General features: G+C 64.3%; 25 protein-coding genes. 6 read left to right on the top strand and 19 right to left on the bottom strand.

What is annotated here, in order from left to right:
* Positions 1–2 precede the first annotated feature (2 nt).
* The 5 genes from astB to BTW07_RS01580 all read right to left on the bottom strand — a co-directional run bounded on the left by astB (position 3) and on the right by BTW07_RS01580 (position 6,324).
* Positions 3–1,370: an N-succinylarginine dihydrolase gene (astB, locus tag BTW07_RS01560; protein WP_075568375.1), complete on the bottom strand. Its 1,368-nt coding sequence runs from the start codon at positions 1,368–1,370 to the stop codon at positions 3–5.
* A gap of 25 nt (positions 1,371–1,395) precedes the next feature.
* On the bottom strand, positions 1,396–2,865 hold the full coding sequence (gene astD / locus BTW07_RS01565; RefSeq protein WP_075568376.1) for a succinylglutamate-semialdehyde dehydrogenase: 1,470 nt from the start codon (positions 2,863–2,865) through the stop codon (positions 1,396–1,398).
* A gap of 104 nt (positions 2,866–2,969) precedes the next feature.
* Entirely contained in the window at positions 2,970–3,989 is a 1,020-nt protein-coding gene (astA, locus tag BTW07_RS01570) for an arginine N-succinyltransferase (RefSeq protein ID WP_075568377.1), read from the bottom strand.
* Positions 3,989–5,113: an arginine N-succinyltransferase gene (locus BTW07_RS01575; RefSeq protein WP_083941389.1), complete on the bottom strand. Its 1,125-nt coding sequence runs from the start codon at positions 5,111–5,113 to the stop codon at positions 3,989–3,991. Before BTW07_RS01575 ends, astA begins: the two co-directional genes overlap by 1 nt.
* Entirely contained in the window at positions 5,110–6,324 is a 1,215-nt protein-coding gene (locus BTW07_RS01580) for an aspartate aminotransferase family protein (RefSeq protein ID WP_075568378.1), read from the bottom strand. The genes BTW07_RS01575 and BTW07_RS01580 overlap by 4 nt, the downstream gene beginning before the upstream one ends.
* 242 nt (positions 6,325–6,566) lie before the next feature.
* On the opposite strand from BTW07_RS01580, the gene BTW07_RS01585 reads away from it, so the two are divergent.
* Positions 6,567–7,361, top strand: coding sequence for an SDR family NAD(P)-dependent oxidoreductase (locus BTW07_RS01585; RefSeq protein WP_075568379.1), 795 nt, complete (start codon positions 6,567–6,569; stop codon positions 7,359–7,361).
* Positions 7,362–7,601: 240 nt separating this feature from the next.
* Here BTW07_RS01585 and fabF read toward each other — a convergent pair whose 3' ends face one another.
* From fabF to BTW07_RS01605, 4 genes are all read right to left on the bottom strand, one after another.
* On the bottom strand, positions 7,602–8,864 hold the full coding sequence (fabF, locus tag BTW07_RS01590; protein ID WP_075568380.1) for a beta-ketoacyl-ACP synthase II: 1,263 nt from the start codon (positions 8,862–8,864) through the stop codon (positions 7,602–7,604).
* A gap of 12 nt (positions 8,865–8,876) precedes the next feature.
* Positions 8,877–9,455, bottom strand: coding sequence for a winged helix-turn-helix transcriptional regulator (locus BTW07_RS01595; RefSeq protein WP_083941392.1), 579 nt, complete (start codon positions 9,453–9,455; stop codon positions 8,877–8,879).
* Between the two features lie 67 nt (positions 9,456–9,522).
* Positions 9,523–10,020, bottom strand: a complete 498-nt coding sequence (locus tag BTW07_RS01600; RefSeq protein ID WP_075568382.1) for a GNAT family N-acetyltransferase — start codon at positions 10,018–10,020, stop codon at positions 9,523–9,525.
* Between the two features lie 37 nt (positions 10,021–10,057).
* The gene (locus BTW07_RS01605) at positions 10,058–10,618 is read right to left on the bottom strand and encodes a hypothetical protein (RefSeq protein WP_075568383.1); all 561 of its coding nucleotides are present in this window, start codon (positions 10,616–10,618) and stop codon (positions 10,058–10,060) included.
* Between the two features lie 113 nt (positions 10,619–10,731).
* Here BTW07_RS01605 and tsaA point away from each other — a divergent pair, with 113 nt between their 5' ends.
* Together tsaA and BTW07_RS01615 are read left to right on the top strand one after the other, a co-directional pair.
* A complete protein-coding gene (gene tsaA / locus BTW07_RS01610; RefSeq protein WP_075568384.1) occupies positions 10,732–11,544 on the top strand; it encodes a tRNA (N6-threonylcarbamoyladenosine(37)-N6)-methyltransferase TrmO in 813 nt (270 codons plus the stop codon).
* Between the two features lie 86 nt (positions 11,545–11,630).
* Complete coding sequence (locus BTW07_RS01615) at positions 11,631–12,197, top strand: peptidylprolyl isomerase (RefSeq protein WP_110640684.1); 567 nt, start codon at positions 11,631–11,633, stop codon at positions 12,195–12,197.
* 105 nt (positions 12,198–12,302) lie between these two features.
* Here the strand turns inward: BTW07_RS01615 and purC are convergent, their stop codons facing one another.
* From purC to dapA, 4 genes are all read right to left on the bottom strand, one after another.
* Positions 12,303–13,016: a phosphoribosylaminoimidazolesuccinocarboxamide synthase gene (purC, locus tag BTW07_RS01620; RefSeq protein WP_075568385.1), complete on the bottom strand. Its 714-nt coding sequence runs from the start codon at positions 13,014–13,016 to the stop codon at positions 12,303–12,305.
* 98 nt (positions 13,017–13,114) lie between these two features.
* On the bottom strand, positions 13,115–13,900 hold the full coding sequence (locus BTW07_RS01625) for an MBL fold metallo-hydrolase (protein ID WP_075568386.1): 786 nt from the start codon (positions 13,898–13,900) through the stop codon (positions 13,115–13,117).
* Positions 13,900–14,853, bottom strand: a complete 954-nt coding sequence (gene bamC, locus BTW07_RS01630) for an outer membrane protein assembly factor BamC (protein ID WP_075568387.1) — start codon at positions 14,851–14,853, stop codon at positions 13,900–13,902. The genes BTW07_RS01625 and bamC overlap by 1 nt, the downstream gene beginning before the upstream one ends.
* 59 nt (positions 14,854–14,912) lie before the next feature.
* Positions 14,913–15,797, bottom strand: coding sequence for a 4-hydroxy-tetrahydrodipicolinate synthase (gene dapA, locus BTW07_RS01635; protein WP_075568388.1), 885 nt, complete (start codon positions 15,795–15,797; stop codon positions 14,913–14,915).
* Between the two features lie 388 nt (positions 15,798–16,185).
* Between dapA and BTW07_RS01640 the strand changes: the two genes are divergently transcribed.
* Complete coding sequence (locus BTW07_RS01640; RefSeq protein ID WP_075568389.1) at positions 16,186–16,656, top strand: peroxiredoxin; 471 nt, start codon at positions 16,186–16,188, stop codon at positions 16,654–16,656.
* A 17-nt stretch (positions 16,657–16,673) separates the two neighbouring features.
* Here the strand turns inward: BTW07_RS01640 and BTW07_RS01645 are convergent, their stop codons facing one another.
* Together BTW07_RS01645 and BTW07_RS01650 are read right to left on the bottom strand one after the other, a co-directional pair.
* The gene (locus tag BTW07_RS01645; protein WP_075568390.1) at positions 16,674–17,759 is read right to left on the bottom strand and encodes an AI-2E family transporter; all 1,086 of its coding nucleotides are present in this window, start codon (positions 17,757–17,759) and stop codon (positions 16,674–16,676) included.
* The gene (locus BTW07_RS01650; protein WP_075568391.1) at positions 17,756–18,007 is read right to left on the bottom strand and encodes a sulfurtransferase TusA family protein; all 252 of its coding nucleotides are present in this window, start codon (positions 18,005–18,007) and stop codon (positions 17,756–17,758) included. Before BTW07_RS01650 ends, BTW07_RS01645 begins: the two co-directional genes overlap by 4 nt.
* Before the next feature lie 248 nt (positions 18,008–18,255).
* Between BTW07_RS01650 and BTW07_RS01655 the strand changes: the two genes are divergently transcribed.
* A complete protein-coding gene (locus tag BTW07_RS01655; protein WP_075568392.1) occupies positions 18,256–19,719 on the top strand; it encodes a M48 family metalloprotease in 1,464 nt (487 codons plus the stop codon).
* Between the two features lie 106 nt (positions 19,720–19,825).
* Here BTW07_RS01655 and BTW07_RS01660 read toward each other — a convergent pair whose 3' ends face one another.
* From BTW07_RS01660 to BTW07_RS01675, 4 genes are read right to left on the bottom strand one after another with little or no spacing between them, the layout of a single operon-like run.
* Complete coding sequence (locus BTW07_RS01660) at positions 19,826–20,419, bottom strand: FUSC family protein (RefSeq protein ID WP_075568393.1); 594 nt, start codon at positions 20,417–20,419, stop codon at positions 19,826–19,828.
* Positions 20,416–22,161 carry a ubiquinone-dependent pyruvate dehydrogenase gene (gene poxB / locus BTW07_RS01665; RefSeq protein WP_075568394.1) on the bottom strand — a complete coding sequence of 582 codons (1,746 nt, stop codon included), beginning with the start codon at positions 22,159–22,161 and terminating at the stop codon, positions 20,416–20,418. Before poxB ends, BTW07_RS01660 begins: the two co-directional genes overlap by 4 nt.
* The gene (locus BTW07_RS01670) at positions 22,158–23,072 is read right to left on the bottom strand and encodes an AEC family transporter (protein WP_075568395.1); all 915 of its coding nucleotides are present in this window, start codon (positions 23,070–23,072) and stop codon (positions 22,158–22,160) included. Before BTW07_RS01670 ends, poxB begins: the two co-directional genes overlap by 4 nt.
* On the bottom strand, positions 23,069–23,608 hold the full coding sequence (locus BTW07_RS01675) for an NAD-dependent malic enzyme (RefSeq protein ID WP_075568396.1): 540 nt from the start codon (positions 23,606–23,608) through the stop codon (positions 23,069–23,071). The genes BTW07_RS01670 and BTW07_RS01675 overlap by 4 nt, the downstream gene beginning before the upstream one ends.
* 182 nt (positions 23,609–23,790) lie before the next feature.
* Here BTW07_RS01675 and BTW07_RS01680 point away from each other — a divergent pair, with 182 nt between their 5' ends.
* Positions 23,791–24,726, top strand: a complete 936-nt coding sequence (locus BTW07_RS01680) for a LysR family transcriptional regulator (RefSeq protein ID WP_075568397.1) — start codon at positions 23,791–23,793, stop codon at positions 24,724–24,726.
* The last annotated feature ends 244 nt before the right edge of the window (positions 24,727–24,970 follow it).

A 24,970-nucleotide genomic window follows, 5' to 3' on the forward strand; every position in this document is an offset into this window, starting at 1 on the left:
GTTTACGCCCCCATCTGAAACGGATAGACGTTGCCGATGCCCAGCAGCCGGGTCAGTTCGTCGAGCGCCGTGAGCGTCTCGTCGGCTAGCCGGGGATCGGCCAGGTCGTCCGGGGTCAGGCTGTCGCGATAGTGGCGCTCGACCCAGCCCACCAGATCGGCATAGAGCGCGTCATTGAGCAGCACCCGGCCGCTCAGCGCCTGGCGTTCCGCCGCCGAGAGCACCACGCGCAGACGCAGGCAGGCCGGGCCGCCGCCGTTGCGCATGCTCTGCTTGACGTCCTTGACCGTGACGTCGCTGATCGGGTTGTAGCCCGCCAGCAGCAGATCCTGAACCGTGCGCCAGACCGTCTCGTTCTCCTGACACTCCCCCGGCACCACCAGCGTCATGCTGCCATCCGGATTCGACAACAGCTGCGAGTTGAACAGATAGGTCGAGACCGCGTCCTCGAGGCTGATCGCCTCGCTCGGCACCCGCACCGGGATCAGTGGCGAGGCCATCCGGGCGCGCAGCGCCTCCAGCGTCTTCTCCTCGTCGAGAAACGCCATCTCGTGGTAGAGCAGCACCGGCCCGTTGCCCACCGCGATCACGTCGTTGTGGAACACGCCGGCATCGATGGCATCCGGATGCTGCTGGGCGAACACGAGTTGGGAATCCTCGAGCCCATGCTGGCGCGCGATCGCCTGACTCGCCTCCAGTGTCTGGCGAGCCGGGTAGCGCCTGGGGCCACGCTCGCCGCCGAAGGCCTGACGCCCGTAGACGAACAGGTGCACGCCGGGCTCCCGATGATCGCCGCACAGGCGGGTATGGTTGGCCGCGCCCTCGTCGGAGAACGCCGGCGTCGCCGGTAGTACGCCATGATGGGCGAAATGACGCTCGTCACGGAAAATCGACGCCAGCACGCGGCCTGTGGTCTCCGGTTCGAGATAGCGGTGAAAGCTGGACTGCAGATTGGCCGGCGTGAAGTGCACGCGCCCGTCCGAGGCATCGAGGCTCGGGGTGATGGTGGCGGCATTGGCCGTCCACATCGACGAGGCCGAACACACCGCTCGCAGAATCTGAGGCGCCTCTTCCGCGGCACGGGCCAGCACCCGGGAGTTGTCGCCATGAAAACCCAACGCCCGCAACGCGCCCAGATCCGGGCGCTGCTGTGGCGGCAGCACGCCCTGGGCGTAGCCGGCATCCATCAGCGACTTCATCTTGGCCAGCCCCTGCAGCGCAGCCTCGCGCGGATTGGAGGCAAGCCCGCCATGGCGCATCGAGGCCACGTTGCCGTGCGCCAACCCGGCATAGTTATGGGTCGGCCCGACCAGGCCGTCGAAGTTGACCTCGCGAATGTCCGGCGCGTCAGCGTTGATCGTGTCGCTCATGATGTGACTCCACTGAGGGCATGGCTCATAGCTGGATGCCGGGCGGCAGCTCCGCCGGCATCGTCAGCGTATCGGCCTCCATCGAGGCGACCGGATAGGCGCAGTAGTCCGCCGCGTAGTAGGCGCTGGGGCGATGATTGCCGCTGTCGCCGATGCCGCCGAACGGTGCATCGCCGGAAGCGCCGGTGGTCTGACGGTTCCAGTTGACGATGCCGGCGCGAATTCGCAGCAGGAAGTCGTCCCAGTCGACCTGATCTCCGCCGATCAGGCCGGCAGAAAGTCCGTAGCGGGTATCGTTGGCCAGTTCGATCGCCTCGTCCCAGCTCTGGTAACGATGAACCTTGAGCAGCGGCCCGAAGTGCTCCTCGTCCGGCACCTCGCAGCCGGTGACGTCGACCAGCCCCGGCGACAGCAGACTGGTCCCCGCCTGCAGCGACTGCATCCGCACCAGCACCCGCCCGCCTCGCGCTTCGAGGTCGCGCTGCGCTTCGAGCAAACCCTCGGCCGCCTGCGGGCTGACCAGCCCGGCATAGAACGGTGCCGGCTCGCTGAACGGCTCGGCGACGCGCAGCTCGGTCAGCGTGCGCGTCAGTTTCTCGATCAATTGATCGCCGGACTCACCCATCGGCACGATCAGGCGACGGGCACAGGTGCAGCGCTGACCGCCGGAGAGAAACGCCGACTGGATGACGGTCAGCACCGCCGCGTCGAGATCGCGCACGTCCTTGACCACCAGCGGATTGTTGCCGCCCAGCTCCAGCGCCAGGATCTTGCCCACCTGGCCGCCGAACTGGCGGTGCAAAAGCCCGCCGACCTTGGCGCTGCCGGTAAACAGCAGGCCATCGATATCGGCGTTGCCCGCCAGCGCCTGCCCCACTTCCGCCGCGCCCTGGACCAGGTCGATCACGCCGGCAGGCAGGCCCGCCCGCTCCCAGCACTGCAGTGTCAGATCGGCGGTCATCGGGGTCTGCTCGCTGGGCTTGAACACCACGCAATTGCCCGCCAGCAGCGCCGGCACGATATGCCCGTTGGGCAGATGCCCCGGGAAGTTGTAGGGGCCGAAAACCGCCAGAACACCGTGCGGGCGATGGCGCAGCACGGCGCGCGTGCCGCCCGCGTCCCGGGCTCGCTCGCCGGTGCGTTCGTGATAGGCGGTGAGCGAGATTGCCACCTTGCCGATCATTGCGCCCACTTCGGTGCGCGCTTCCCAGATCGGCTTGCCGGTCTCAAAGGCGATGCTCTGGGCCAGCGGCTCGCGATTGGCCTCGAGCTCGTCGCGGAAGCGTTCGACGATGGCCTGACGTTCGGCAAAGGGTCGTCGCGCCCAGCCAGGAAACACACGCCGTGCAGCCGAGATCGCCTCGTCGACCTGCTCGGGCGAAGCCGCCGCCGCCTGCCATAACACGGCACCCGAGACCGGATCTCGCTTGTCAAAGCGCGCGGCGGCGCCGTCGGTCCAGCGCCCGTCGATCAGCAACTGTTGCTTGGCGTGCATACATCACTCCTGATGGTTCTGAAAAAGGGGGCGGCCCCGCGTCACCGGGGCCCTCGAACGGGCCGGTTTTTGTAAGGGCGGCTCCGAATGCGTCCTTGCACGGGTCAGGACTCGAGCACCCGCAGCGCATCGCCGCTGGTCACGCCCAGCCGCTCGGCTTCCACGGTGGTGAGCGCGATCACGCCGTCCTCGCTGGGGCCACGGCCGATCCAGCTGCAGCGGAAGTCGCTCATGCCAGTGGTCGCGGCCATCCAGCCGGGGCGTTCGGGCTGGGCGAGAGAGTCGCCACTGACTTCCACCGTGACGCAGGACGAGTGGCGAATGGCGCGAACGTCGTCGATGTAGGCCTCGACCGTCGGGCCGCCATCGAAGATGTCGATATAGCCTTCCCAGCGCAGCCCTTCCTTCTTGAGCATCTCCAGCGCGGGGCGGGTGTGCTCGTGGACCTGGCCGATGCACTCCCTTGCCGCCTGCGGCAGAAACGGCGTGTAGATCGGATACTTCGGCATCAGCTCGCCGATGAAACTCTTCTGCCCCAGCCCGGTGAGCTGATCGGCCTGCTTGAACTCCATCGGGAAGAAATGACTGCCGAGACTTTCCCAGAACGGACTGACGCCGTCCGGGCTGAACACGCCGCGCATTTCCGCCAGCACCTTGGCCGGGAAACACTCGCGAAATTCCGCCATGAACAGCCAGCGCGCCTTGGAGAGCAACGTGCCGTTGCGATCGCGGCGATAGGCCGGGCGCAGGAACAGCGAAGCGACTTCGGCGTCGCCGGTATGATCGGAGCTCAAAAACAGCGTATCGATGGTGCGATGCAGATCGAGCTGAACCGAGGAGTGAGCCAACTTGCCGACACGGTAGTGATAGAACGGCGTCTCGCGACCGACCTCGGCCTCGATCGCGCAGCACCCTGCCAGTTCACCGCTCTGCTCGTCCTCGAGCACGAAGAAGTAGAGTCGTTCCTGTTCGGGAACGCGGCCTTCGAAAGCCGCCACCGCGTTGGCGATCTTGGCCGCCAGAAACTCGCGGCTATTCGGCAACGAGGTGAAACCGACACCGGTCTCCTGGGCCAAGGCCTGCAGTTCGTCGATATCGTGATGCCCAATGGGTCGCAGGCGCATTACAGTTCTCCCTCGTCCAGCGCGTCTTCGACATTGGGTAGCGCCAGCGGCGCGACCAGTACGGCACGCCCCTCCTCGACGCCGAGCAGTGCCGCCTGCTCTTCCGACAGCAGCAGCTGGCCGGTCGGCGTGAGCGCGTAGCGCGCGACGGTGCAGCGAAAGTCCGCCAGCTGCTGATTGGCCACCATGGCGGGCTCCGCATCCGGCAGCGAGGCCGCCGGGCGAATGCGTACCGGATGCCAGCCGCAGTGGGTCAGCGTGTGCAGACGCTGCCGTTCCGCTCTGACCACTGGACCGGCGTCGAAGATATCGACATGCCGCGAACGCACGAAGCCTTCGGCCAGCATCTCCTGCAGTGCCGGTTCATGGGCGGGATGTTCGCGCCCGATCGCCGCCCGGGCCTGCGGGGTCAGCAGCGGCAGATAGAGTGGGAACTGCGGCATCACCTCGGCAATGAAGCTTTTGGAGCGCACGCCTGCCAGCAGATTGATTTCGTGGTAGCCCTGCTCGAAGAAATGGCGACCGACACTGTCCCAGAACGGCGAACCGCCCGCTTCGTCGAGATAGCCCGGAAAGGCGACGCCCAGCGTTTCCGCAAAGCGCTCGGGATACTGGGCGATGAACATCAACCGAGCACGGCGCAGCAGCGTCGCCGCACTGGTGCCGCGATAGCGCGAATCCAGCGACAGCGCGCAGAGCAGCGAGACTTCCGACATCTCGTGAGAGAGCGACAGCGTCTGCACCTCGTGGCGCAGATTGAGCTGCTGCGAGGCGTGGATCAGGGTTTCCTGACGATAGGTGTAGTAGGCGTCCTGCGCGCCGGCCTGAGCCCGGATGCTGGCGGTGCCGACGATCTCGCCCAGATCCCGGTCCTCGAGGACGAAGGTGTAGAGCTCGTCGCCGGGGAAGTCGACGTTATGCGCCAGCGAGCGGTTGGAACGGGCGATTCGCTCTTCCAGCCGATCGCGATGCGCGGGCAGGTTCGTCAGTCTGGGCGTGGAACCGCCGGCGAGGCGCTCGATCGCTGCCAGATCGCCCGACTGCGCCGGACGAACCAGGAGATGACCGACGCTTCTCACCGCGGGATCCGCCACGGCAGCTGAGACGTTATCGGCGTCGATCATGATGGGTCGACGAGCTGCCCGATGGCCAGTTCCAGCCGTGCCATGCCCTCCTGGATATCCGCTTCCGGGATTACCAGGGAGGGCGCCATGCGCAGCACGTTGGGACCGGCCACCAGAATCATCAGCCCCTGCTCCAGCGCCAGCGGCAGGATGTCCCGCGCGCGGCCCTCGAAGTCGTCGCTCATCTCGGCACCGATCAGCAGGCCCATGCCGCGAATCTCCTTGAACACGCCGTACTTGCGATTGATGACTTCGAGATGCTCGCGGAACAGCGCATGGCGCCGCTCGACGCCCGCCAGCACTTCCGGCGTGTCGATGGTGGTCAGCGCGGCCAGCCCCACCGCGCAGGCCAGCGCGTTACCGCCATAGGTGGAGCCGTGCGTGCCCACCGCCAGCGACGGCGCCACGCGATCGGTGGTCAGCATCGCGCCGACCGGGAAGCCGCCACCCAGCGCCTTGGCGGTGGTCAGGATGTCCGGCGTGACGCCGTAGTGCATGTAGGCGTAGAGCTTGCCGCTGCGGCCGACACCGGATTGCACCTCGTCGACCACCAGCAGCGCCTGATGCCGATCGCACAGTTCGCGCAGGCCCTGCATGAACTCCGGCGTTGCCGGCGTCACGCCGCCTTCGCCCTGGATCGGCTCGACCACGATGGCGCAGGTGTCGTCATCGATCAGCGTGCGCACGCTGTCGAGGTCGTTGAACTCGGCGTGAACGATGCCGCCCGGAATCGGGCCGAAGCCTTCGGAATACTTGGGCTGACCGCCGACGCTGACGGTGAACAGCGTACGGCCATGGAACGCCTGTCTGAACGAGATGATCTTGTGCTTCTTCTCGCCGAAGTTGTCGAACGCCCAACGCCGCGCCAGCTTGAACGCCGCTTCGTTGGCTTCGCCACCGGAAGAGCAGAAGTAAGCCTTGTCGGCGAAGGTCCGCTCGACCATCTGCTTGGCCAGTGCCAGCGCCGGCTCGTTGGTGTAGACGTTGGAGAGATGCCACAGCTTGTTGGCCTGCGCCGTCAGCGCGCCGACCAGCGCCGGATGACAGTGCCCCAGCGCATTGACCGCGATGCCGCCGGCGAAATCGATATACTCCTTGTCCGCCTGATCCCACAGCCGGCTACCCTCGCCACGCACCGGAATCGCCTGCTGCGGCGAATAGTTGGGGGTCATGTAGCGGTCGAAATCGTCACGTGTCGGGCTCGCGGCCATGTCTTTCTCCCTGAAGGTTAGGGTGGTGTCGGATGAGTATAAGGAGGCGATGACGCCCGGGCTTTCAGCGATGGGACGGCGAATTGCGAAAAGCGCCCCATGCTGAAACGGGCAGCGGGGTTGTGGCTGAACTAAGCTGCCCTAATTGAATCAGTGTACCTCTGCGACTTTCGTCGAGGCCACGATGCATTCTCGATTCACGCCAGTGTGACTACATTGGCCCAAGGAGAGGGAGATACCCGATGAAAATCGATCTGACCGGCAAGACCGCCATCGTCACCGGCTCCACCGCCGGCATCGGACTGGCCATCGCCCAGGGGCTGGCCAATGCCGGCGCAGCAGTCACCGTGACCGGGCGCACCCAGGCGCGCGTGGATGAGGCCATCGCCACGCTCGAGCAGAAGATTCCGGGGGCAAGCGTGGATGGCGTCGCGGCGGACCTGGGTAGCGCCGAGGGATGTCAGACGCTGATCGAGGCCAAGCCTTCCTGCGATATCCTGATCAACAACGTCGGCATCTTCGGACCCAAGGATTTCTTCGAGATCCCCGATGAGGAGTGGCAGCAGTTCTTCGACGTCAACGTGATGAGCGCCGTGCGCCTGTCGCGTCACTACGCCCAGGGGATGAAAGCGCGCGACTGGGGCCGGATCCAGTTCCTCTCCAGCGAATCGGCGCTCAACATCCCGGCGGAAATGGTCCATTACGGCATGACCAAAAGCGCCGTGCAGTCGATCTCGCGCGGGCTGGCCAAGGTTCTGGCGGGCACCCAGGTCACGGTCAACGCCGTGCTTCCCGGGCCGACCAAATCCGAAGGCGTGGGCAAGATGATTGCCGACATCGCCAGACAGCAGGGCATCAGCGAAGTCGAGGCGGAAGCCAACTTCGTCAAGGAGAACCGGCCGTCTTCGATCATTCAGCGCGTGGCCGAGGTCGAGGAAGTCGCCAACCTCAGCGTCTACCTGGCCTCGCCCCAGGCCAGCGCCACCACCGGCGCGGCAATGCGAGTCGAAGGCGGCATCGTCGATACCATGGCCTGAAACCGCTTTGGTAAACTGGCTACGCTCGGTCAGACGTTGTTGAAAATCGGCTCGGGATACTCATTTACCCCGGTAAATTCCGTGCCCTCGCCAATTTTCGCCTAGCCTGACCATCGCTCGCCAAGTTTCCCATTATCGATTTGGCTGCCAAAGAAACGCGCCGCTAGCCTTAAGGCCAGCGGCGCTTTTTATGTCCGGGTAGGCTCAGGCGGTGCCGAGCGCACCCCGTTTCAGTCGGTTTCAAGCATCGTAACGCTTGAAGATCACGCTGGCGTTGACGCCGCCGAAACCGAAGGCGTTGCAGATGGCGTGTTCCATCGGCATCTTGCGCGATTCGCCGTGGACCACGTCCAGATCCGCCGCCAGCGGGTCAGGATCGGTGTAGTTGCGGGTCAGCGGCGCAACCTGGTCGCGCAACGCCAGCAGCGTGAAGATCGCCTCGACCCCGCCGGCGGCGCCCAGCAGGTGGCCGGTGGTCGCCTTGGTCGCGCTGATCGCTGGCGAGTGGTCGCCGAACAGCCGATGGATGGCGGCCAGTTCGCCGCGATCGCCGACCGGCGTCGAGGTGGCATGGGCGTTGAGATGCTGGATCTCGGACGCTTCCAGGCCGGCCTGGCGCAGCGCGATCTGCATCGCCCGTGCCGCGCCGGAGCCATCCTCCGGGCCTGCGGTCATGTGATAGGCGTCTGACGTCGTGCCGTAGCCGACCAGCTCGGCGATCGGCGTCGCACCTCGCGCCAGGGCATGTTCGAGCGTCTCGATCACGATCAACCCGGCGCCCTCTCCCATCACGAAGCCATCACGGCCCTGATCGAACGGCCGCGAGGCCTGTTCCGGCGTGTCGTTGAAATGGCTGGAAAGCGCCTTGGCGGCGGCGAAGCCACCCAGGCTGACGCGATCGATACAGGCTTCGCTGCCGCCGCAGAGCGCCACATCGGCCTCACCGGCGTGAATCATGCGCGCGGCGTCGCCGATCGCCTGCAGACCGGCGGCACACGCCGTCACCGGCGCGCCGAGCGGTCCCTTGAAGCCATGACGAATCGACACCTGGCCACAGGCGAGATTGGCCAGAAACGAAGGGATGGTGAACGGCGACAGCCGGCGCGGCCCGCGGCTATCGACCGTACGCACCGCGTCGGCAATGGCGGGAAAGCCACCGATTCCCGAGCCGATCAGGGTCGCCGTGCGCTCCTTTTCGGCTTCCGTCTGCGGGAACCAGTCGGCCTGGGCCAGCGCTTCTTCCGCCGCCGCTACCGCCATCTGGATGAAGCGGTCCATCTTGCGCCGCTCCTTGGGATCCATGGTCGCGTCCGGATCGAAGCCAGCGCTGTCGTCCTCGATGGTCGGTACCGGCCCGCCGACACCCACGGCCAGCCCCTCGACGGTCTCCGCCGGCAATCGGCGTAGGCCGGAGGCGCCCGACAGCAACCGCTGCCATACAGGATCGATGCCGCATCCCAGCGGCGAGAGGAGTCCCATACCTGTCACTACGATACGTCGCATGACGATGTCCTTTCAGTCATTGATCGAGTCACTCGCAGCATCGGCTGTCTGGCCGGCGGCCGTTGCCATTGTCGGCTGCGAGTCGGAAATACCGCCACGGTCGAAGGCAGCATGCATGCGTTCGACACGGGCATGAACCGCCGGAGTGGCATCGGGTCCCGGCGCCAGACGCACGTCACCGGGCGCCAGGGGGCGCTGATGATGGCGGTCGTACAGGATCGGATCGACGGGTTCGCGGGTCTGTCGATCGATCAGATAGAAGCCGTTGGCTTCGATCGGCAAATGGTGCTCTCCCCAGCGATAGAGCATCAGGATGACCGGGGCGAGGTCCTGCCCCTTGGCTGTCAGATGATACTCGTGACGCGGGGGATGCTGCTGATAGCAGCGCTTTTCGAGAAGCTCGTCGGAAACCATGCGCTCCAGGCGTCGCGTCAACATGCTGGAGGCGATACCCAGGCCGCGCTGGAACTCGTCGAATCGCCGCGCGCCGTGCATCGCATCACGCAGAATCAATAGCGTCCAGCTGTCGCCCACGCATTCGAGCGCGCGAGCTACCGGGCAGAACAGGGAAATATCATGGGTCACTTTCATTATGGAAGTGACTCTACCGAATTCACCGTTCCAAGGAAAGTCCAGGCGCCTGACATCAATAACCGGATCACTGGACGTCGGTATCTTCCATGGTCAAACGCATCCGCACCCTCGCCAGCCGCTCGCCATGGCGTTCGACACGCTCCTGTTGGAGTGTTTCCCAGCCGCGCCCGGCCAGCGATGGCGCCAGCACCAGACTCGCTTCGATCGACACGACCTTGTAGCCGGCGTCGCTCAGCGCCTCGACGGAGAGCGCCAGCAGACGCGAGCCCAGCCCCTGTCGGGCCACCGACGGCCAGACGTAGAGCGTCTCGATACGCCCGGCCGACAAGTCGCGTTCACAGAAGCCGACGCAATGACCGTCACATTCGGCGACCAGCGTGGGATAGAGTGCCTGACGGGCCACCCAGGCCTCCGCCGTTCGCGGCAGCACTGCCGCCCAGGCCTCACGCTGCGCCAGCGTGTAGTGGCCGGCGGCGCCTTCCATGATCGCATGATGGAAGACTTCGGCCTGGTCCGGCGCATCCTTGGGTAGCGCCTGCCGGAAACGGGTTCGCTCGAGCATGGCGGTCTCTCCTTCATCAGCGCGAGGCAGATCGCTGTCACGCTGCAACGTTGTCGACCAACCTTTCGAAGCGCGGGAATCGCAGTGCGATGTCGCTCGCCGTCGCGATGAGGTTGGGCGACCGGGTGTTACTTAGCGCCAGCAATAGAAAGTCGGGTTCGGGCCCGATATCGAGCCAGTGCGGCAGTCCCGCCGGAACCGAGATCAGGTCGCCTCGATCGCAGCCGACGACGTAGACCCGATAGTTGAGATGGAAATAGAAGATCGCCTGTCCCCTGAGAAAGAGGTGCCAGGTCTCCTCGTCGTTGGACGATTCCGTGCAAAGGAGTTCACGCCGTAACTCGAGACCGGGATACTGCGGGCTCATTCCGCGCAGATCGCAATATTGGCGCCCGCTCAGACGCTGGATGTCGATCGCGGTCTCGTTGTTCAACACCATGAGCTGCTGTGTATCGATACCCACCGGCAACTCCGTCAGTTCGCGTCGATCGAAGTAGATCTCGATCGAGCTCATCTCCAGCGCGATGCGGTAGGCATCATGGGTACTCAGTAGCGGTTGATCACCATCCGCCTCGTGGTAAACGTGCAAAAAACTCATCCAACACCTCTCCTTGGTATCATGCGAGTCTTCAAAATCCCGCGCGCGCGGAGGCCCGAGCGCCACTGCAGTATGGCACCGTTGCGAAATTTCACCTCGAGAAGCGCGATTCCATGATTCCAGAGCCTCGATCTCACGTCCCTCCACACGACAGCGCTTTCACGCTGGAGACCATTGGTCACGTCGCCAGCGATTATCCCGACAAGTTCGGGATTCCGCGTCAGCCGGGGCTGGCACCGTCGGCGCGGGCGATTCTCTACCTCGCACCGGCGTTCGACGACCCTCTCGCCGTCGAGGGGCTGGAGGCGATGACGCACCTCTGGCTGACGTTCGTCTTCGATCGCAGCCCCGAAAGCTGGAAGCCTCGGGTTCGCCCGCCGCGCCTGGGGGGCAATCAGCGTATCGGCGTCTTCGCCAGCCGCAGTACCCACCGGCCCAATCGTCTGGGACTGTCACTGGTCGAACTGGTCGCCGTCGAGTGCACCGCCACACCCTCACTCGCTCGGGCACCGGTTGCCGGCTCGCGGCTGGCCGAGCGCCGGAGCCGAGTCAAACTGCATCTGCGCGGGCACGATCTCTGCGACGCGACCCCGATCCTCGACATCAAGCCGTATCTACCCTGGGCCGAGTCGCGCCCCGATGCCAGCGCCGGATACGCGCCCGTGCCGCCGCTTCAACACCGCGTCACTTTCAGCGCCACGGCCAGCGAAGCGCTTCGCTGTCATCCCGACGGCGAATCCCTGTTGCGTCTGATCGAAGAGGTGCTGGCGCAGGACCCGCGCCCTGCCTACCACGGCAATTCGCCGACCCGGCACGATGCCTCCAGGCGCTACGGCGTGTTCCTGCGCGACGTCAACGTGGGCTTTCAGGTCACGGAGGATGGCCGGAGCATCGAAATCCGGGTGGAGACGATCGCGCCGCGTTAAACGCATCTGCACCGGGGTCGACACTGGTCAGCGGGCATCGATGCGGCTAGGCTGGCGTGCTTCGACGAATGACTGGAGTGCCCTCGATGCGAAAGTCGCTGTTTTCTCTCTGCCTGTCCGCCCTGGCGCTGTTTTCTCTTCCGGCGCTGGCCGATGCCGATCACCCCCACGTGCGTCTGGAGACGAGCCAGGGCGACATCGAAGTCGAACTCGACGCCAAGGCTGCACCCGACACGGTGGACAATTTCCTCAGCTACGTCGACGAAGGTTTCTACGCCGGCACCGTCTTTCATCGTGTCATGCAGGACTTCATGATTCAGGGTGGCGGCATGACGGCGGATCTCGAACCGAAGGCGACCCATGATCCGATCGCGCTGGAAAAAAGCGGACTCGACAACACCCGCGGCACCATTGCCATGGCGCGGACCGCCAATCCGGATTCGGCGACCAGCCAGTTCTTCATCAACCTGGTCGACAATACCGCGTTGAACTACCGCGATCTCTACAACCCGGGCTACACGGTATTCGGTCACGTGGTTTCGGGTATGGACGTCGTCGACAAGATCGCCGGAATGCCTACCGGACGACAGGGCCCGCATGCCGACGTGCCGAAGACACCGATCACCATAGAGGGCGCGGAGCGCATCGACTGAACGATGACGCGAGGCGTTGAAACGTCTCTGTCACCGCATCCGAACAGCAACAAGCCCCGGCGTTTTCACGTCGGGGCTTGGTCGTATCGGTCTCGCGATGATGGTTCAGTCGAAGGTCATGCCCAGACGGCGCCCCACCTCTTCATAGGCTTCGATCACGCCACCCAGGCCCTGGCGGAAGCGATCCTTGTCCAGCTTTTCCCGGGTCTCGGCATCCCATAGCCGGCAGCCATCCGGAGAGAACTCGTCGCCCAGCACGATCTCGCCTTCGAAGACACCGAACTCGAGCTTGTAATCGACCAACAGCATGCCGCCATCGAGAAACAGCTGCTTGAGCACGTCGTTGACCTGGAACGTTAGCGATTTCATGGTCGAAAGCTGCGCGGGCGTCGCCCAGCCGAACGTCTCGGCCAGCGACTCGTTGATCATCGGGTCGCCTTTCTCGTCGTTTTTCAGAAACAGCTCGAAGGTCGGTGGAGCGAGCTCGATGCCCTCCTCGACGCCGAGGCGACGGACCAGGCCACCAGCGGCCAGATTACGCACCACGCACTCGACCGGGATCATCTCCATTTTCTTGACCACGCACTCCGTATCGGACAGCAGCTGTTCGAAATGGGTGGGAATGCCGGCGGCCTGAAGCTTCTCCATGATGAAGGCGTTGAACTTGTTGTTGACCATGCCCTTGCGCTCGAGCGCTTCTTTCTTCTTGCCATCGAAGGCGCTGGTGTCATCGCGAAAGTGCAGGACAAGCCGCTGCGGGTCGTCGCTCAGATAGACCGACTTGGCCTTGCCGGCATAGAGAAGATCGCGTTTTTGCATGGAGCTGTCTCCGCGTCGCGGCCCCTTGGGGCAGCAGGTTCATGAACAAGATGAGAGTGAAGCGTGGTGTGTGGCCGCGACGCGGATTCATTCCGCCGTCATGCCACCTGCTGCCAGTCGATACCTCGATCCTGGGCCGAGACCAGCAGACGCGATTCATCGCCGTCGAGCAGCGGCACCAGCGTTTCCAGCACTCGCTCGGGGTGATTATTTTGCGCCGACAGGTGCGAGCAGACAATCCGCTGCAGTCGGTCAAGCCCCAGCTGGCGCAGCAGATCCGCCGCCTGACCGTTGGCCAGATGCCCCCAGCGACCGGCGACACGGCGCTTCAGATGAGGCGGATAAGGCCCTTCGGCCAGCATCCGCGGATCATGATTGCACTCGAGGAACAGCGCGTCGCAGCCATTGAAGACATCGACCACGTGAGACGTCGGGTGACCGAGATCGGTCAGCACGCCGAGACGACGATCGTTGGCACGAAAGCAGAACTGGATCGGCTCGCGAGCATCGTGGGGAACGGTGACCGGGTCGATCTCCAGCCCGCCGATGGCGAAACGCGCCTGCGGTACCAGCAACTGGTGACTGGGCACCTCGCCGAGCTTGCCGGAGAGCCAGCTGCCGGCGCTGAGATAGACCGGCAGCTGATGACGGCGAGCCAGCGCCCCCACGCCCGTGATGTGATCACTGTGCTCGTGGGTCACGAGCACCGCCGCCAGCTGACGCGGATGGACGCCAAGCCGCGCGAGGCGCCTTTCGGCCTCGCGCACGCCAAAGCCGCAATCCACCAGGACCAGCGTTTCGCCGTCGCTGACCAGCGTCGCGTTGCCCTTGCTGCCGCTGCCCAGCGAGGCGAAGTGAAGGCCCGGAGTGGACGGCGACGACATCAGCGCAGCTTGGACGCGATGGCGTCGAGCAGCTCCCGGGCCGCGGCCGGCGATACTGGCTGACCTTCGGCGTCGGCCACCGTCACCACGGTATTGCCGGCGTTGGAGTCGAGCTGCAGGCGATAGTGGCTGGGCTGCGGATCGCTACCGAACCAGCTGAACCATCCGCCATCGCCGGCGTCAAGCGGCAGGTAATCGATGAAGAACTGGCCGGCGCTGCGATTCTGATCGGTCACCGTCAGGCGAGCGGCATCGAATCCGTTCTGCAGCTGGTAATAGAGTTCGGACCAGGCACGTTCGCGATCCAGCGCCAGGTCGAGCTCCCAGCCGCCATCGCGGCTGCGCAATCGAACCCGCTCGCTCTGATCGAGCGGCTGCGCGGCCAGCGACACGCCGCTGTCGGCCGTGTGGTTGGCATCGAGATAGGCCTTGACCGAACTCAGGCAGGGTTTGCTGCCGCCGATATCGCAGCGCACTTCACTGGTACCGCTGCGCAGCCCCTGGCGCAGGCTCATGCTGCCCTGAGCGGTCTCGATACGACCACTGGCGGCATCGATGGCCGTCGGATTGACGCCGTGATCGACGGCGAACCCCTGCAGCCGTGGCCATACGCTTGCCGGCGCGGCGTCGACCAGCAGCCACTGCTCGCTGCCGGCCTGACGCATCTCCACGTACGGCTGCTCGTCGCTCTGCCCCGAAGCCAGAGGCTGCGGGCGGGGTGCCTCCTCGACGCTGTCGTCGGCCGAAAAATCGCTATCCGCTTGAGGTACCGGCATCGAATCCTGATATCGGACCTTATTGCGTGAAGCCGGCAGATCCAGCGGTTGGGTCATCTTGGCGTTCTGATATTCGTCGTTACGGTCGTAGTAGTAACCGTCCTGGAATAGCCCGCAGCCCGAGAGGGCCAGCGACGAGCACAACATCAGAGGCATCCATTTGAGGATGGGCTTCATGCATCCACCTTTGTTTGAAGCAATGGGCTGATTAGCGATTCGTTCCACGTCGACAGGCATCACTTCCTGTCGATACCGGCGAGCTGCAGCGCTTCGCCGACGTTGCCGTGGTAGCGCTCGGATAGCCAGGTCAGCGGCAGTCGGATGCCGGTTTCGGCGTAACCCATGCGATTGAGTGCCCACTTGACCGGAATCGGATTGGACTCGATCCCCAGCGCCGTGTGCAGTGGCGCCAGGCGGGCGTTGATCTGGTGCGCCTTTTCACGCTGGCCGCTGGTCGCCGCGACACACAAATCGTGCATCGACTGCGGTGCCACGTTGGCAGTGACCGAGATATCGCCGTGGCCACCCATCAGCATGAAGTCGCAGGCGGTGGGGTCGTCACCGGAATAGAGCGCGAAATCACTGCCCTCGAGCCGGTCGATCAGCTCTTCGGCACGCTCCAGATTGCCGGTCGCATCTTTCAGACCGACGATTCGCTCGAGCTCCGCCAGACGGAAAACCGTCTCGTTGTAGATATCGGAGCAGGTACGACCGGGAACGTTGTACAGGATGATCGGCAGTTCGCTCGCTTCGGCGACCGCCTTGAAGTGCTGGTACAAGCCTTCCTGGGTCGGCTTGTTATAGTAGGGCGCCACCGACAGACAGCAGTCGGCGCCCACTTCGCTGGCATAGCGCGCCAGCTCCACCGCCTCGGCGGTGTTGTTGGCACCCGTCCCGGCAATCACCGGAATCCGACCGTTGACTTCCTCGACCACGGTGCGGATGACATCGAAATGCTCGGCAAACGACATCGTGGTCGGCTCGCCCGTGGTACCGGCGGCGACGATCGCGTCGGTGCCGTGGTCGAGATGAAAGTTCACCAGGCGACGCAGCGCCTCCCAATCGATCTCACCGCCGGCTTTCATCGGCGTCGCCATGGCAACGATACTGCCTGTGATCATTTTGCAGCTCTCTTCCTGTGGCCGGGATGGTCGGCCGCTCGCGGATTCCGGAACCCCGGCCGCATGCCGAGTTGGCATGGCGCCTGTCCAGGCACGATTTTGCAGATCCCAGATGGTACTCAGGCAGCCCCGGCGTGTACAGCCGACAAAGCCGGCTCCCGGCGATATCGGCGTCTCCAACGATGGTCATGTCGACGATGACGGGGGTCACATCGATGGCGGCTGACAAGTCTCGGCGTCCCGACGACGGAGGCGACTGAGGGGATCCGGACGACCGTCACGGCGAGGCCACGCCCGAGCATTGACCTTCAGAATCGGCTATCGTTCGATCACGACGGATTCCCGAGGAATCCCCACGACTCACCTTCTCCTCATTTCGGAGCGACTCATGACAATCCGCGTTGGACAACCCGTCGACGATTTCTCCGCCGAGGCCACCGGCGACACCGCCTTTCGGCTCAGCGACTATCGCGGCAAGCAGTTGGTGATCTACTTCTATCCCAAGGACAGCACGCCCGGCTGCACCACCGAGGGCGGCGACTTCGGCGCCAGAATCGGCGAGTTCGAAGCCGCCAACACGGTCGTTTTCGGCGTCTCCCGGGATGGCCTCAAGTCTCACGAGAACTTCAAGGCCAAACAGGGCTTCCCTTTCGAACTGATCTCGGATCGCGACGAGGCCGTTTGCAAGCAGTTCGACGTGATCAAGTTGAAGAAGATGTACGGCAAGGAACATCTCGGCGTCGAGCGCAGCACCTTTCTGATCGACGCCGACGGCAAGCTCGCCCGGGAATGGCGTGGCGTCAAGGTTCCTGGCCATGTCGAGGAAGTGCTCGCAGCGGCACGCGAACTTAACGGCTGACGGCCGGAACGACGACGTCAGGACGCTTTCGTCAACCCGGTCTGGCCCGACTCGCCTCGCGGCCAGGCCTGGACCAGCGCCTTGATCAAGGTCGCCAGCGGAATGGCGAAGAACACGCCCCAGAACCCCCACAGGCCGCCGAAGAACAGCACCGCCAGGATGATCGAGACGGGGTGCAGGTTGACCGCTTCCGAAAACAGGATCGGCACCAGCACATTGCCGTCGAGCGCCTGCAGAATGGCATAGGCCACCAGCACGTAAAGAAACTGATCGCTGATGCCGAAGTGGAAAACGGCCACCGCCGCCACCGGCAGCGTGGCCACCGCCGCGCCGATATAGGGGACCAGCACCGACAGCCCAACCATCAGCCCCAGCAGTGCCGCGTAGGGCAAACCGAACGCCCAGAAGACGATGAAGGCAACGCTACCGACGATGATGATCTCGATGGTCTTGCCGCGAACGTAGTTGGCGATCTGATCGTCCATCTCCTGCCAGATACGTGTCATCAGGGTGCGTTTGCCCGGCAGCATCGACAGCATGAAGTCGACCAGCCGCTCGCGATCCTTGAGCATGAAGAAAACCAGGATCGGCACCAGCACCAGATAGATGATCACCGCCATCAGGTTGCCCAGCGACGCCAGCGAGAAAGTCAACGCCCGCTGGCCGATCTGGGAGGCCTGGTGGCCCGCGGTGGCGATCCAGCCCTGGATCTGGTCCGGCGTGACGATGGTGGGGTATTTCGCCTGCATCTCGCCCAGCCAGCGCTGGCTGCTGGCGAACATGCTGGGCGCTTCCTGGACCAGCTCGACCAGCTGGTTCCAGACCAGCGGCATCACGATCAGCGCCAGCGCCAGCACCGCCCCCACGAACAGCAGAAAGACCAGCCCGACCGCCAGCAGCCGTGGCAGACCGCGGCGCTCAAGCCAAGCCACCACGCCCTGCAGCAAAAAGGCCACGACCAGGGCGGTGAAAAACGGTGCCAAAGCGCCACCGAGCCAGATGACGATGGCAAAGCCGCCCACCAGCAGTGCCAGCAGGACGATGGCCTCCTCGTCGGAAAGATAACGTTCGAACCAGTGACGCAGAATGCCCTTCAAACTCATGCTCGTGCGGCTCCATCGGCCTTGCGCAGCCAGTAGCGGTAGACGCCCTCCGACGCCTCACGTTCGACCAGCGTATGCTGGCTATGCTCGACGAAGCTTTCGAAATCCCGCCACGAGCCGGCATCGGTGGCAGTGACCTCGAGCAGTTGCCCGCCTTCCATGTCGGCCAGCGCCTGCTTGGCCTTGAGCAGCGGAAGCGGGCAGCTCAATCCGGACGTATCCAGTCGGCAATCGGGCGTTCGAGACATGGCGCATCCCAGGTTGATGAACGTGAATTGAAAGAGGAATCTAAAGTTCGTTAGCCTGCCACGGGGCCGATGACATCGCACCCTGGCTTTTCGAACAGCGCCCAGGCAACGTCTTCACCACACGGTGGTCGAAGTCATGATACCTCAGACCATGACCACCGAACGTGGCTCTGAAAGCCTCGTGTCTGCCAGTACACTATCGCCATTCCACTAGCGTCTTTGCCTTAATGGGAATCGAGATCGTCAGCATGACCAATCAACGACTGACATCATTCAAACGCCAGCTGCTGGCCGTCTCGCTGCTATCGGCCGGCCTGGCCGGTTCGATCCCGCTGGCTCAGGCTCAGCAAGGCTATCAGCTTCCGGATCTCGGCAGTACCAGTGCCGCCGTCACCACCAACGACGAGTATCGTCTGGGGCGGGCCTGGTTGCGCCAGTTTCGGGCGCAGACCGATCCCTGGCAGGACCCGATAACCCAGACCTACGTCCGCTCGATGCTGGCCAAGCTGGTGCCCTACAGCGGGGTCAACGAACGGCTCGTGGTGACGCTGATCGACAGCCGCCTGTTGAATGCGTTTGCGGTGCCCGGTGGCGTGGTCGGCGTCAATGCCGGCCTGTTCACCACCGCCCCCAATGAAGACGAGTTCGCCTCGGTGCTAGCTCACGAGCTGGGCCACCTGGCCCAACGCCATTATGCCCGGCGCATGGAGCGGGTCGAGGAGACGCAACTGCCGACCATGGCAGCGATGCTGGCGGGGATGATTTTTGCCGCGGGCGGCGGCGGTGGTGCCGGCATTGCCGCCATGATGGGCTCACAGGCAGCATTCATTCAGGATCAGCTGGCCTACTCACGTCGCTTCGAGCAGGAGGCCGATCGCGTCGGTCTCAGCGCCATGTCCAAGGCCGGATATGATCCCCAGGCCATGCCGGAGATGTTTCGCACCTTGCAGAAGCTGGCCGCGCTTCAGGGCGGCAACCCGCCGGAGTTCCTGCTGACGCACCCGGTCACCGAATCGCGGATCAGCGATACCCAGGCTCGTGCCGACCAGCTGCCCTCTCCCCCACACCGTGACGACCCGACCTACGCCATGATCCGTGGTCGCGCGCTGGTGATGCTCAATCAGGACAATCCGAGCCAGGCAATGACGACGCTGGAACAGGACGACCCGCCCCAGGCCGCCGTCCGCTACCTGCAGGCACTGATCGACGCACGACAGTCGCGGCCGGACGCGGCACTGAAGACGCTCGACGAACTCGCCGAGGCGTATCCCGATCTTTCGATGATCCCCGCCACCGCCGCCGAGGTCGCCTACGACGCCGGCCGCCGCCAGGACGCGCTGACCCGGGCACAGCACCTCCTGCGACTCTCTCCCCGATACTATCCGGCGCAGTGGGTACAGGCGGAAGCCCTGGTGCAGACGTCTCCGGCCCAGGCATTCGACGTGCTGCGCGACATGAGCGAGCAGTATCCGGAAGATCCTGGCGTGTTCGGGTTGCTATCCGAAGCCGCCGGCCGCACCGGCCGCGACGCCTGGGGGCAGCTGGCGCGCGCCGAACAGCTCCAGCTCGAGGGCCGGATCGATACCGCCATCCGTCAGATCGACTCCGCCGAGAAAGTCGCCAAGCAGAACGGTGACTACGCCATGGCCAGCCGTATCGAACAGCGACACAAGGATTTCCTGGGCTATCGCGAAACGATGCGCAACTTTTAGCGCGGCAAGCCGTTCGGGGTGAAGAATGGGGGGTAAAAAGCGGAACATGAATCGAATGGTGGGCCCCGCCCGACGATGATGGGCACTACCTCTACGCTAAAGCACTCTAATGGCGCCCTCTGCCCGAAGCAGGCACTTCGGGTTGCGCGGGTTCTGACGCGGGAAGCATGGGCGTCGCGTCATCGCGGTCATTCCAATTCTGCGCCAGACGCCTGATAACTGCATAATCGAGCAGCAGGTGAATCGCCGCGCCGACCATGCCGCCCAGCAAGACCTCGCCGCTGCGTTGGGCGGCAGTGTATAAAATACTATGGTCGGTGGTGGCGGTCAGGATCACCAGAGGCGCGGTCCACAGGCAGACGCGCATGCGCGGCCAGCGTCGGGCGATGGCGGCGCAGATCGCCACGGCGGCGCCGGTAGCGGTCAGGGGATGCGCCGGATCGGGCATCAGCAGCACCGCTGCCGGCAGCGCCGCGCCCGTCCCGATCAACGTCCCCGCCCCCCGCCACAGGAACGAACGCCGCGTTTCGCGAGCGGTTTCCTGCGACACGATCAGGGCGGAGACGACCGCCCAGACCGGGTGCCCCAGTCCGAGCGCATCCGCGACGGCATAGGACAGGATCGCCGCCGCGGTGCAGCGCGCCACCAACAGGGCCGAGCGAATCCTCGCCAGGTTGCGCGGGCCGAGCGAAGCGATCATCGCAGGAGATTGGTCCGTGCGAGTTCGACCAGTTCGTCGCCGCGCCCGTTCATGATCGCGTGGGTCGAATAGAGGCTGAACCCCGCCACCTGCTGCGCCTTGATCTTCGGCGGCATCACCAGTTCCATGCCATCGGTGACGACATCGACCAGCGCCGGGCCGTCATGCGCGAACGCCTCGCGCAACACGGTTCCCAGTTGATCCGAGCGCGTCACGCGCTGCCCGAAAAAGCCCATCTCGCGGGCGATCGCGCCGAAATCGGGGTTCTTGAGCGATACGTTGGTGTCGAGATAGCCGGAGGCCTTCTGCTCCAGCTCGACGAAACCGAGCGTGCCGTTGTTGAAGACGACGATCTTGATCGGAAGCTGCATCTGGATCGCGGTCAGGAGATCCCCCATCATCATCGTCAGCCCGCCATCGCCCGACAGCGACACCACCTGCCGCCCGGGATAGGCCGCCTGCGCGCCCAGCGCCTGCGGCATCGCGTTGGCCATCGAGCCGTGGTTGAACGATCCGATCAGCCGGCGCTTCCCGTTCATCGTCAGGTAGCGGGCTGCCCAGACCGAGGGCGTCCCGACATCGGCGGTGAAGATCGCGTCGTCGGTCGCAAGATCGTTCACCATTCTGGCCACATACTGCGGATGCAGCGGCTTGTCGCCCTCGCGCGGGGCGGCGAGGTCATCGAGGCCCTCGCGCGCCTTGCGGTAATGCCTCAGCGCCTTGTCAAGGAACGTCCGGTCGCGACCACCCGCAATGAGCGGCCGAAGCATTGTCGCCGCTTCGGACACATCGCCGACAATGCCTTGGTGGAGCTGCGCGCGGCGGCCCAGCGCCGACGGATCGCGATCGATCTGCACGATCGTTGCCTTCTCGGGATAGAAGTTGCGATAGGGAAAATCGGTCCCCAGCATCAGCAGCGTGTCGCACTCCATCATCGCGTGATAGCCCGACGAAAAGCCGATCAGCCCGGTCATGCCGACGTCGAACGGGTTGTCCCACTCGATATGTTCCTTGCCTCGGAAAGCGTGGACGATGGGGGCGCCGAGCGCGTCGGCGAGCGCTACCACCTCGGCATGAGAGCCCGCGACTCCCGACCCGCAGAGCAACGTCACAGCCTTCGAGGCGTTCAGCGTTTCCGCGAGCGTCCCGATCTCGTCGGCATTGGGAACAATGCGCGGCTCGAACAGCGGCGGCATTTCGGCACGCGCATGGGCGGGCGCGTCCTTCATCGACACGTCGCCGGGAATGACCAGCACCGCGACGCCGCGCTGCCCGATCGCGGTGCGGATCGCGCGATGAAGCAGTTCGGGCAGTTGCGCCGGGTCCTGCACCATCTCGCAGAAATGGCTGCATTCGCGGAACAGCTCGGTCGGCCGCGTCTCCTGGAAATAGCCAAGGCCGATCTCGGACGAGGGAATGTGCGCGGCGATGGCGAGCACGGGGACGTGATTGCGCTGGCAGTCGTAAAGCCCGTTGATCAGGTGGAGATGACCCGGCCCGCAACTGCCGGCGCAGACCGCAAGCTTGCCCGTCGCCGATGCCTCCGCGCCAGCGGCGAAGGCGCCCGTTTCCTCGTTGCGCACATGCATCCACTGGATGCTGCCCAGCCGCCGCAACGAGTCGTTGATCGCGTTCAGGCTGTCGCCGGTAACGCCCCAGATCCGCTCGACACCGATATCGGCAAGAGTCTGGGTGATGAGGTCGGCAACCGACAGCGTTCCTGCTTTCCCGAAGAAGGTCATGACAAGGCTCCTACGATGGCGATACCGCCGCTGATGGAAAGGATGGCGAAGAGGGTGCTGGCCATCACGCTGGCCGCAGCCTCGTCCGCATAGGTTTGATGCGCCAGGGCAAGCGTCGGCACTGCGGTCGCCGCCGGCAGCACGCCGATCAGGAAGACCTGGGCGAGCTGGTCCCCCGACAGGCCCACCGCCATCCCCGTCCCAAGGATCAGGGCGGGCTGAACGACGTTCTTGAGGCTGACATTGACGAGGACGTCGCGGTCGATCCGGGGCGTGATCCGGGACAGGATCAGGCCAAGCGTGAAGAGCGCGGTGCCGCCCGCCGCCCTGCCGATCTCGTCGACCGAGGATGTCAGCAGGTCGGGCAGGCGGACACCGGCAACGGCAAGCACCGCGCCGAAGACCGGCAGCAGCACCAGCGGCTGCAGCACCGCCGAGCGGATCGCGCGCGCGATGCCGCCGCTGCCGCCGAGCAGAACCAGCGTCAGGGGAATGAGGATCAGCGTGACGATGAGATTGCCGATCACCACCGCCAGCACCGCGGACGGTCCGATCGCCGCGATCAGGACGGGGGGGCCGCAATAGGCCATGTTGGGAAAGGACGCCGCGATGGCCTGGACGGACGCCTCCGGCAAGGTTCGTTGGAACGCGAAGCGAGCGAGCAGCAGCCCGATCGCGTAACTGCCGACGAGCCCCGCTGCGAGCGCGGCGAGGTAGGGTGGGTTCAGGATCTCCGACGGCTTGGCTGCCACGGCCGCCAGAAATAGCGACAGCGGTAGCGCGAAGGTGACGACGAAACCCGCCAGCACCGCGGCGGCGTTGTCGGGCAGCACTTTCCAGCGCCCGGCGAACCAGCCGAGCGCCGTCACCAGCGCGATCGGCGCCAAAGCCGAGACGATCGTGCCGATCATGCCGTCCCGAGCTCCGCGTAGACCGGCGTGTAGAGCATCCCCTCGATCCATGCCCGGACATCCGCCGGACGCTCGACCGTCGCCGCGCAGATGAAGCGTACGTCCTCGACCGGCCAGGCGCGGAGCACCTCGGCGACGCGGCCCTTGTGGGTCAGCGACACATACATGCCGCCTGCCCGGCGGTAGATGTGTCCGAACTTCAGGCATACCTCGCCGACGGTCGGATCGTAGAGGATCGGCAGGAAGCGCATCGGGTCCGCCATCACCATCTTGTAGAACAGCGTCTCGTTGCGATCGAGGAGCTCGATCAGATAGATATAGCGCTCCAGGTCGCTGTCCTTGACCGCAAGGAGGGTCTGTACGCGCTCGACCTCTCGGTCCAGCGTTTCGACCGTATCGGGAAGCAGACCGACGAGGCCGTATCGTTCCCGTTCGGTGGCGGTAAAGGCGGTGCCCTTGTTGAGATGTGGATCGTTCAGCAGGGCTACCCCTGAAATGTCAGCAGGGGAGGATTTTATTCTCGATGCGTTTGCCATTCTGAAACCACCTTGATCTGCACATGACAAGGCATATGAAAGTCCTATCGTAAGATAAATTCCGATATGACTTTTAAGGTTTTTTGATATGATATGAATATCGAAATCAGAAAACCGAAACCCAAAGACGTCTCATGTGGCAGTCACGCCGGAAAGAGCCGTCGTGATCCGGGAAGAAAACAATGACTAAACCGCAGCTCGATCTCCGTCGGCTTCGCTATTTCGTCGCTGTTGCGGAAGCATCGAGCTTCAAACGCGCGGCGGAGCATCTCGGCATGGCGCAACCGCCTCTCAGCCAACAGATCATGGCGCTGGAGGCGCAATTGGGTCAGCGACTGTTTATCCGCCATGCGCGAACGGTCGAACTCACCGATGCCGGACAAGAGCTTCGCGCGCTTGCCGAACCTCTTCTAACCGCAGCGGCCGCGATCCCCGCCCGTGTGCAGAGCGCAGCCAAGGGACGCAAAGGGGCGCTGTCAATTGGGTTCACGCCAGGCGCAACGCTACATCCGCTGTTACCAAGGGCCATTCGGGCCTTTCGTGAAGAGGCCCCTGACGTCGATCTGCTGTTCGAGGAACGCGACACAGTGCCACTGTGCGACCGCGTGGCAGACGGAAAGGTGCAGGTCGCCTTCATCCGGCCGCCCGCGCCCGTTCGCGACCGACTGCGCGTCGAGCATATCGTCGATGAACCGATTGTCGCCGTCGTCCCGCATACGCACCGCCTGGCGAAGTTGGAGCAGGTCTCTCTGGCCGATTTCGCCAACGAAGATGTGGTGATGTTCGAGCGCAGCCTGGCTCCCGCCATCTATGATGCGATCCTTGGCGCTTGTGCGGATGCCGGCTTTTCTCCCCGGATCGTCCACCATGCTCCTCAAAAGGCATCGGCGATGATGCTGGCGGCCGGAGGCGCGGGGGTCACTTTCGTCCCGGCCTCGATGCGGGGGGTTCAAACCGGTGCCCTGAAGCTGGTAAGACTCGTGGGGCCGCAACCCGTTGCCGCGTTCGCCATCGCCACCCGTGACCGAGAGCAGAGTGTGCTCGCCCAACGCTTTCGCCAGACGGTCATGGCCGAGGCCGCCTTGCTGGCGGAACCGGACGTCAAGACGGCGGGATAGAGGCGAGCCATCGGCACGGCGGATGAAGAGTCGCAAAATAGAACAGCGTCATTCATTGTCGGGTTTGCCGTGCCTACCTGTCATTGTTCCAAATGACGCACTTATCAGAAGGTACGGTAATCGGCGGTGTTAGCGTCACGATTGCGCGTAAAATCGCGCTGTGGCGTGGAATCGGCGGGTCTGGTGGGTCGTGTAGGATTCGAACCTACGACCAATTGGTTAAAAGCCAACTGCTCTACCAACT

It is taken from the genome of Salinicola socius (genome assembly GCF_001937195.1).
Lineage (GTDB): Bacteria > Pseudomonadota > Gammaproteobacteria > Pseudomonadales > Halomonadaceae > Salinicola > Salinicola socius.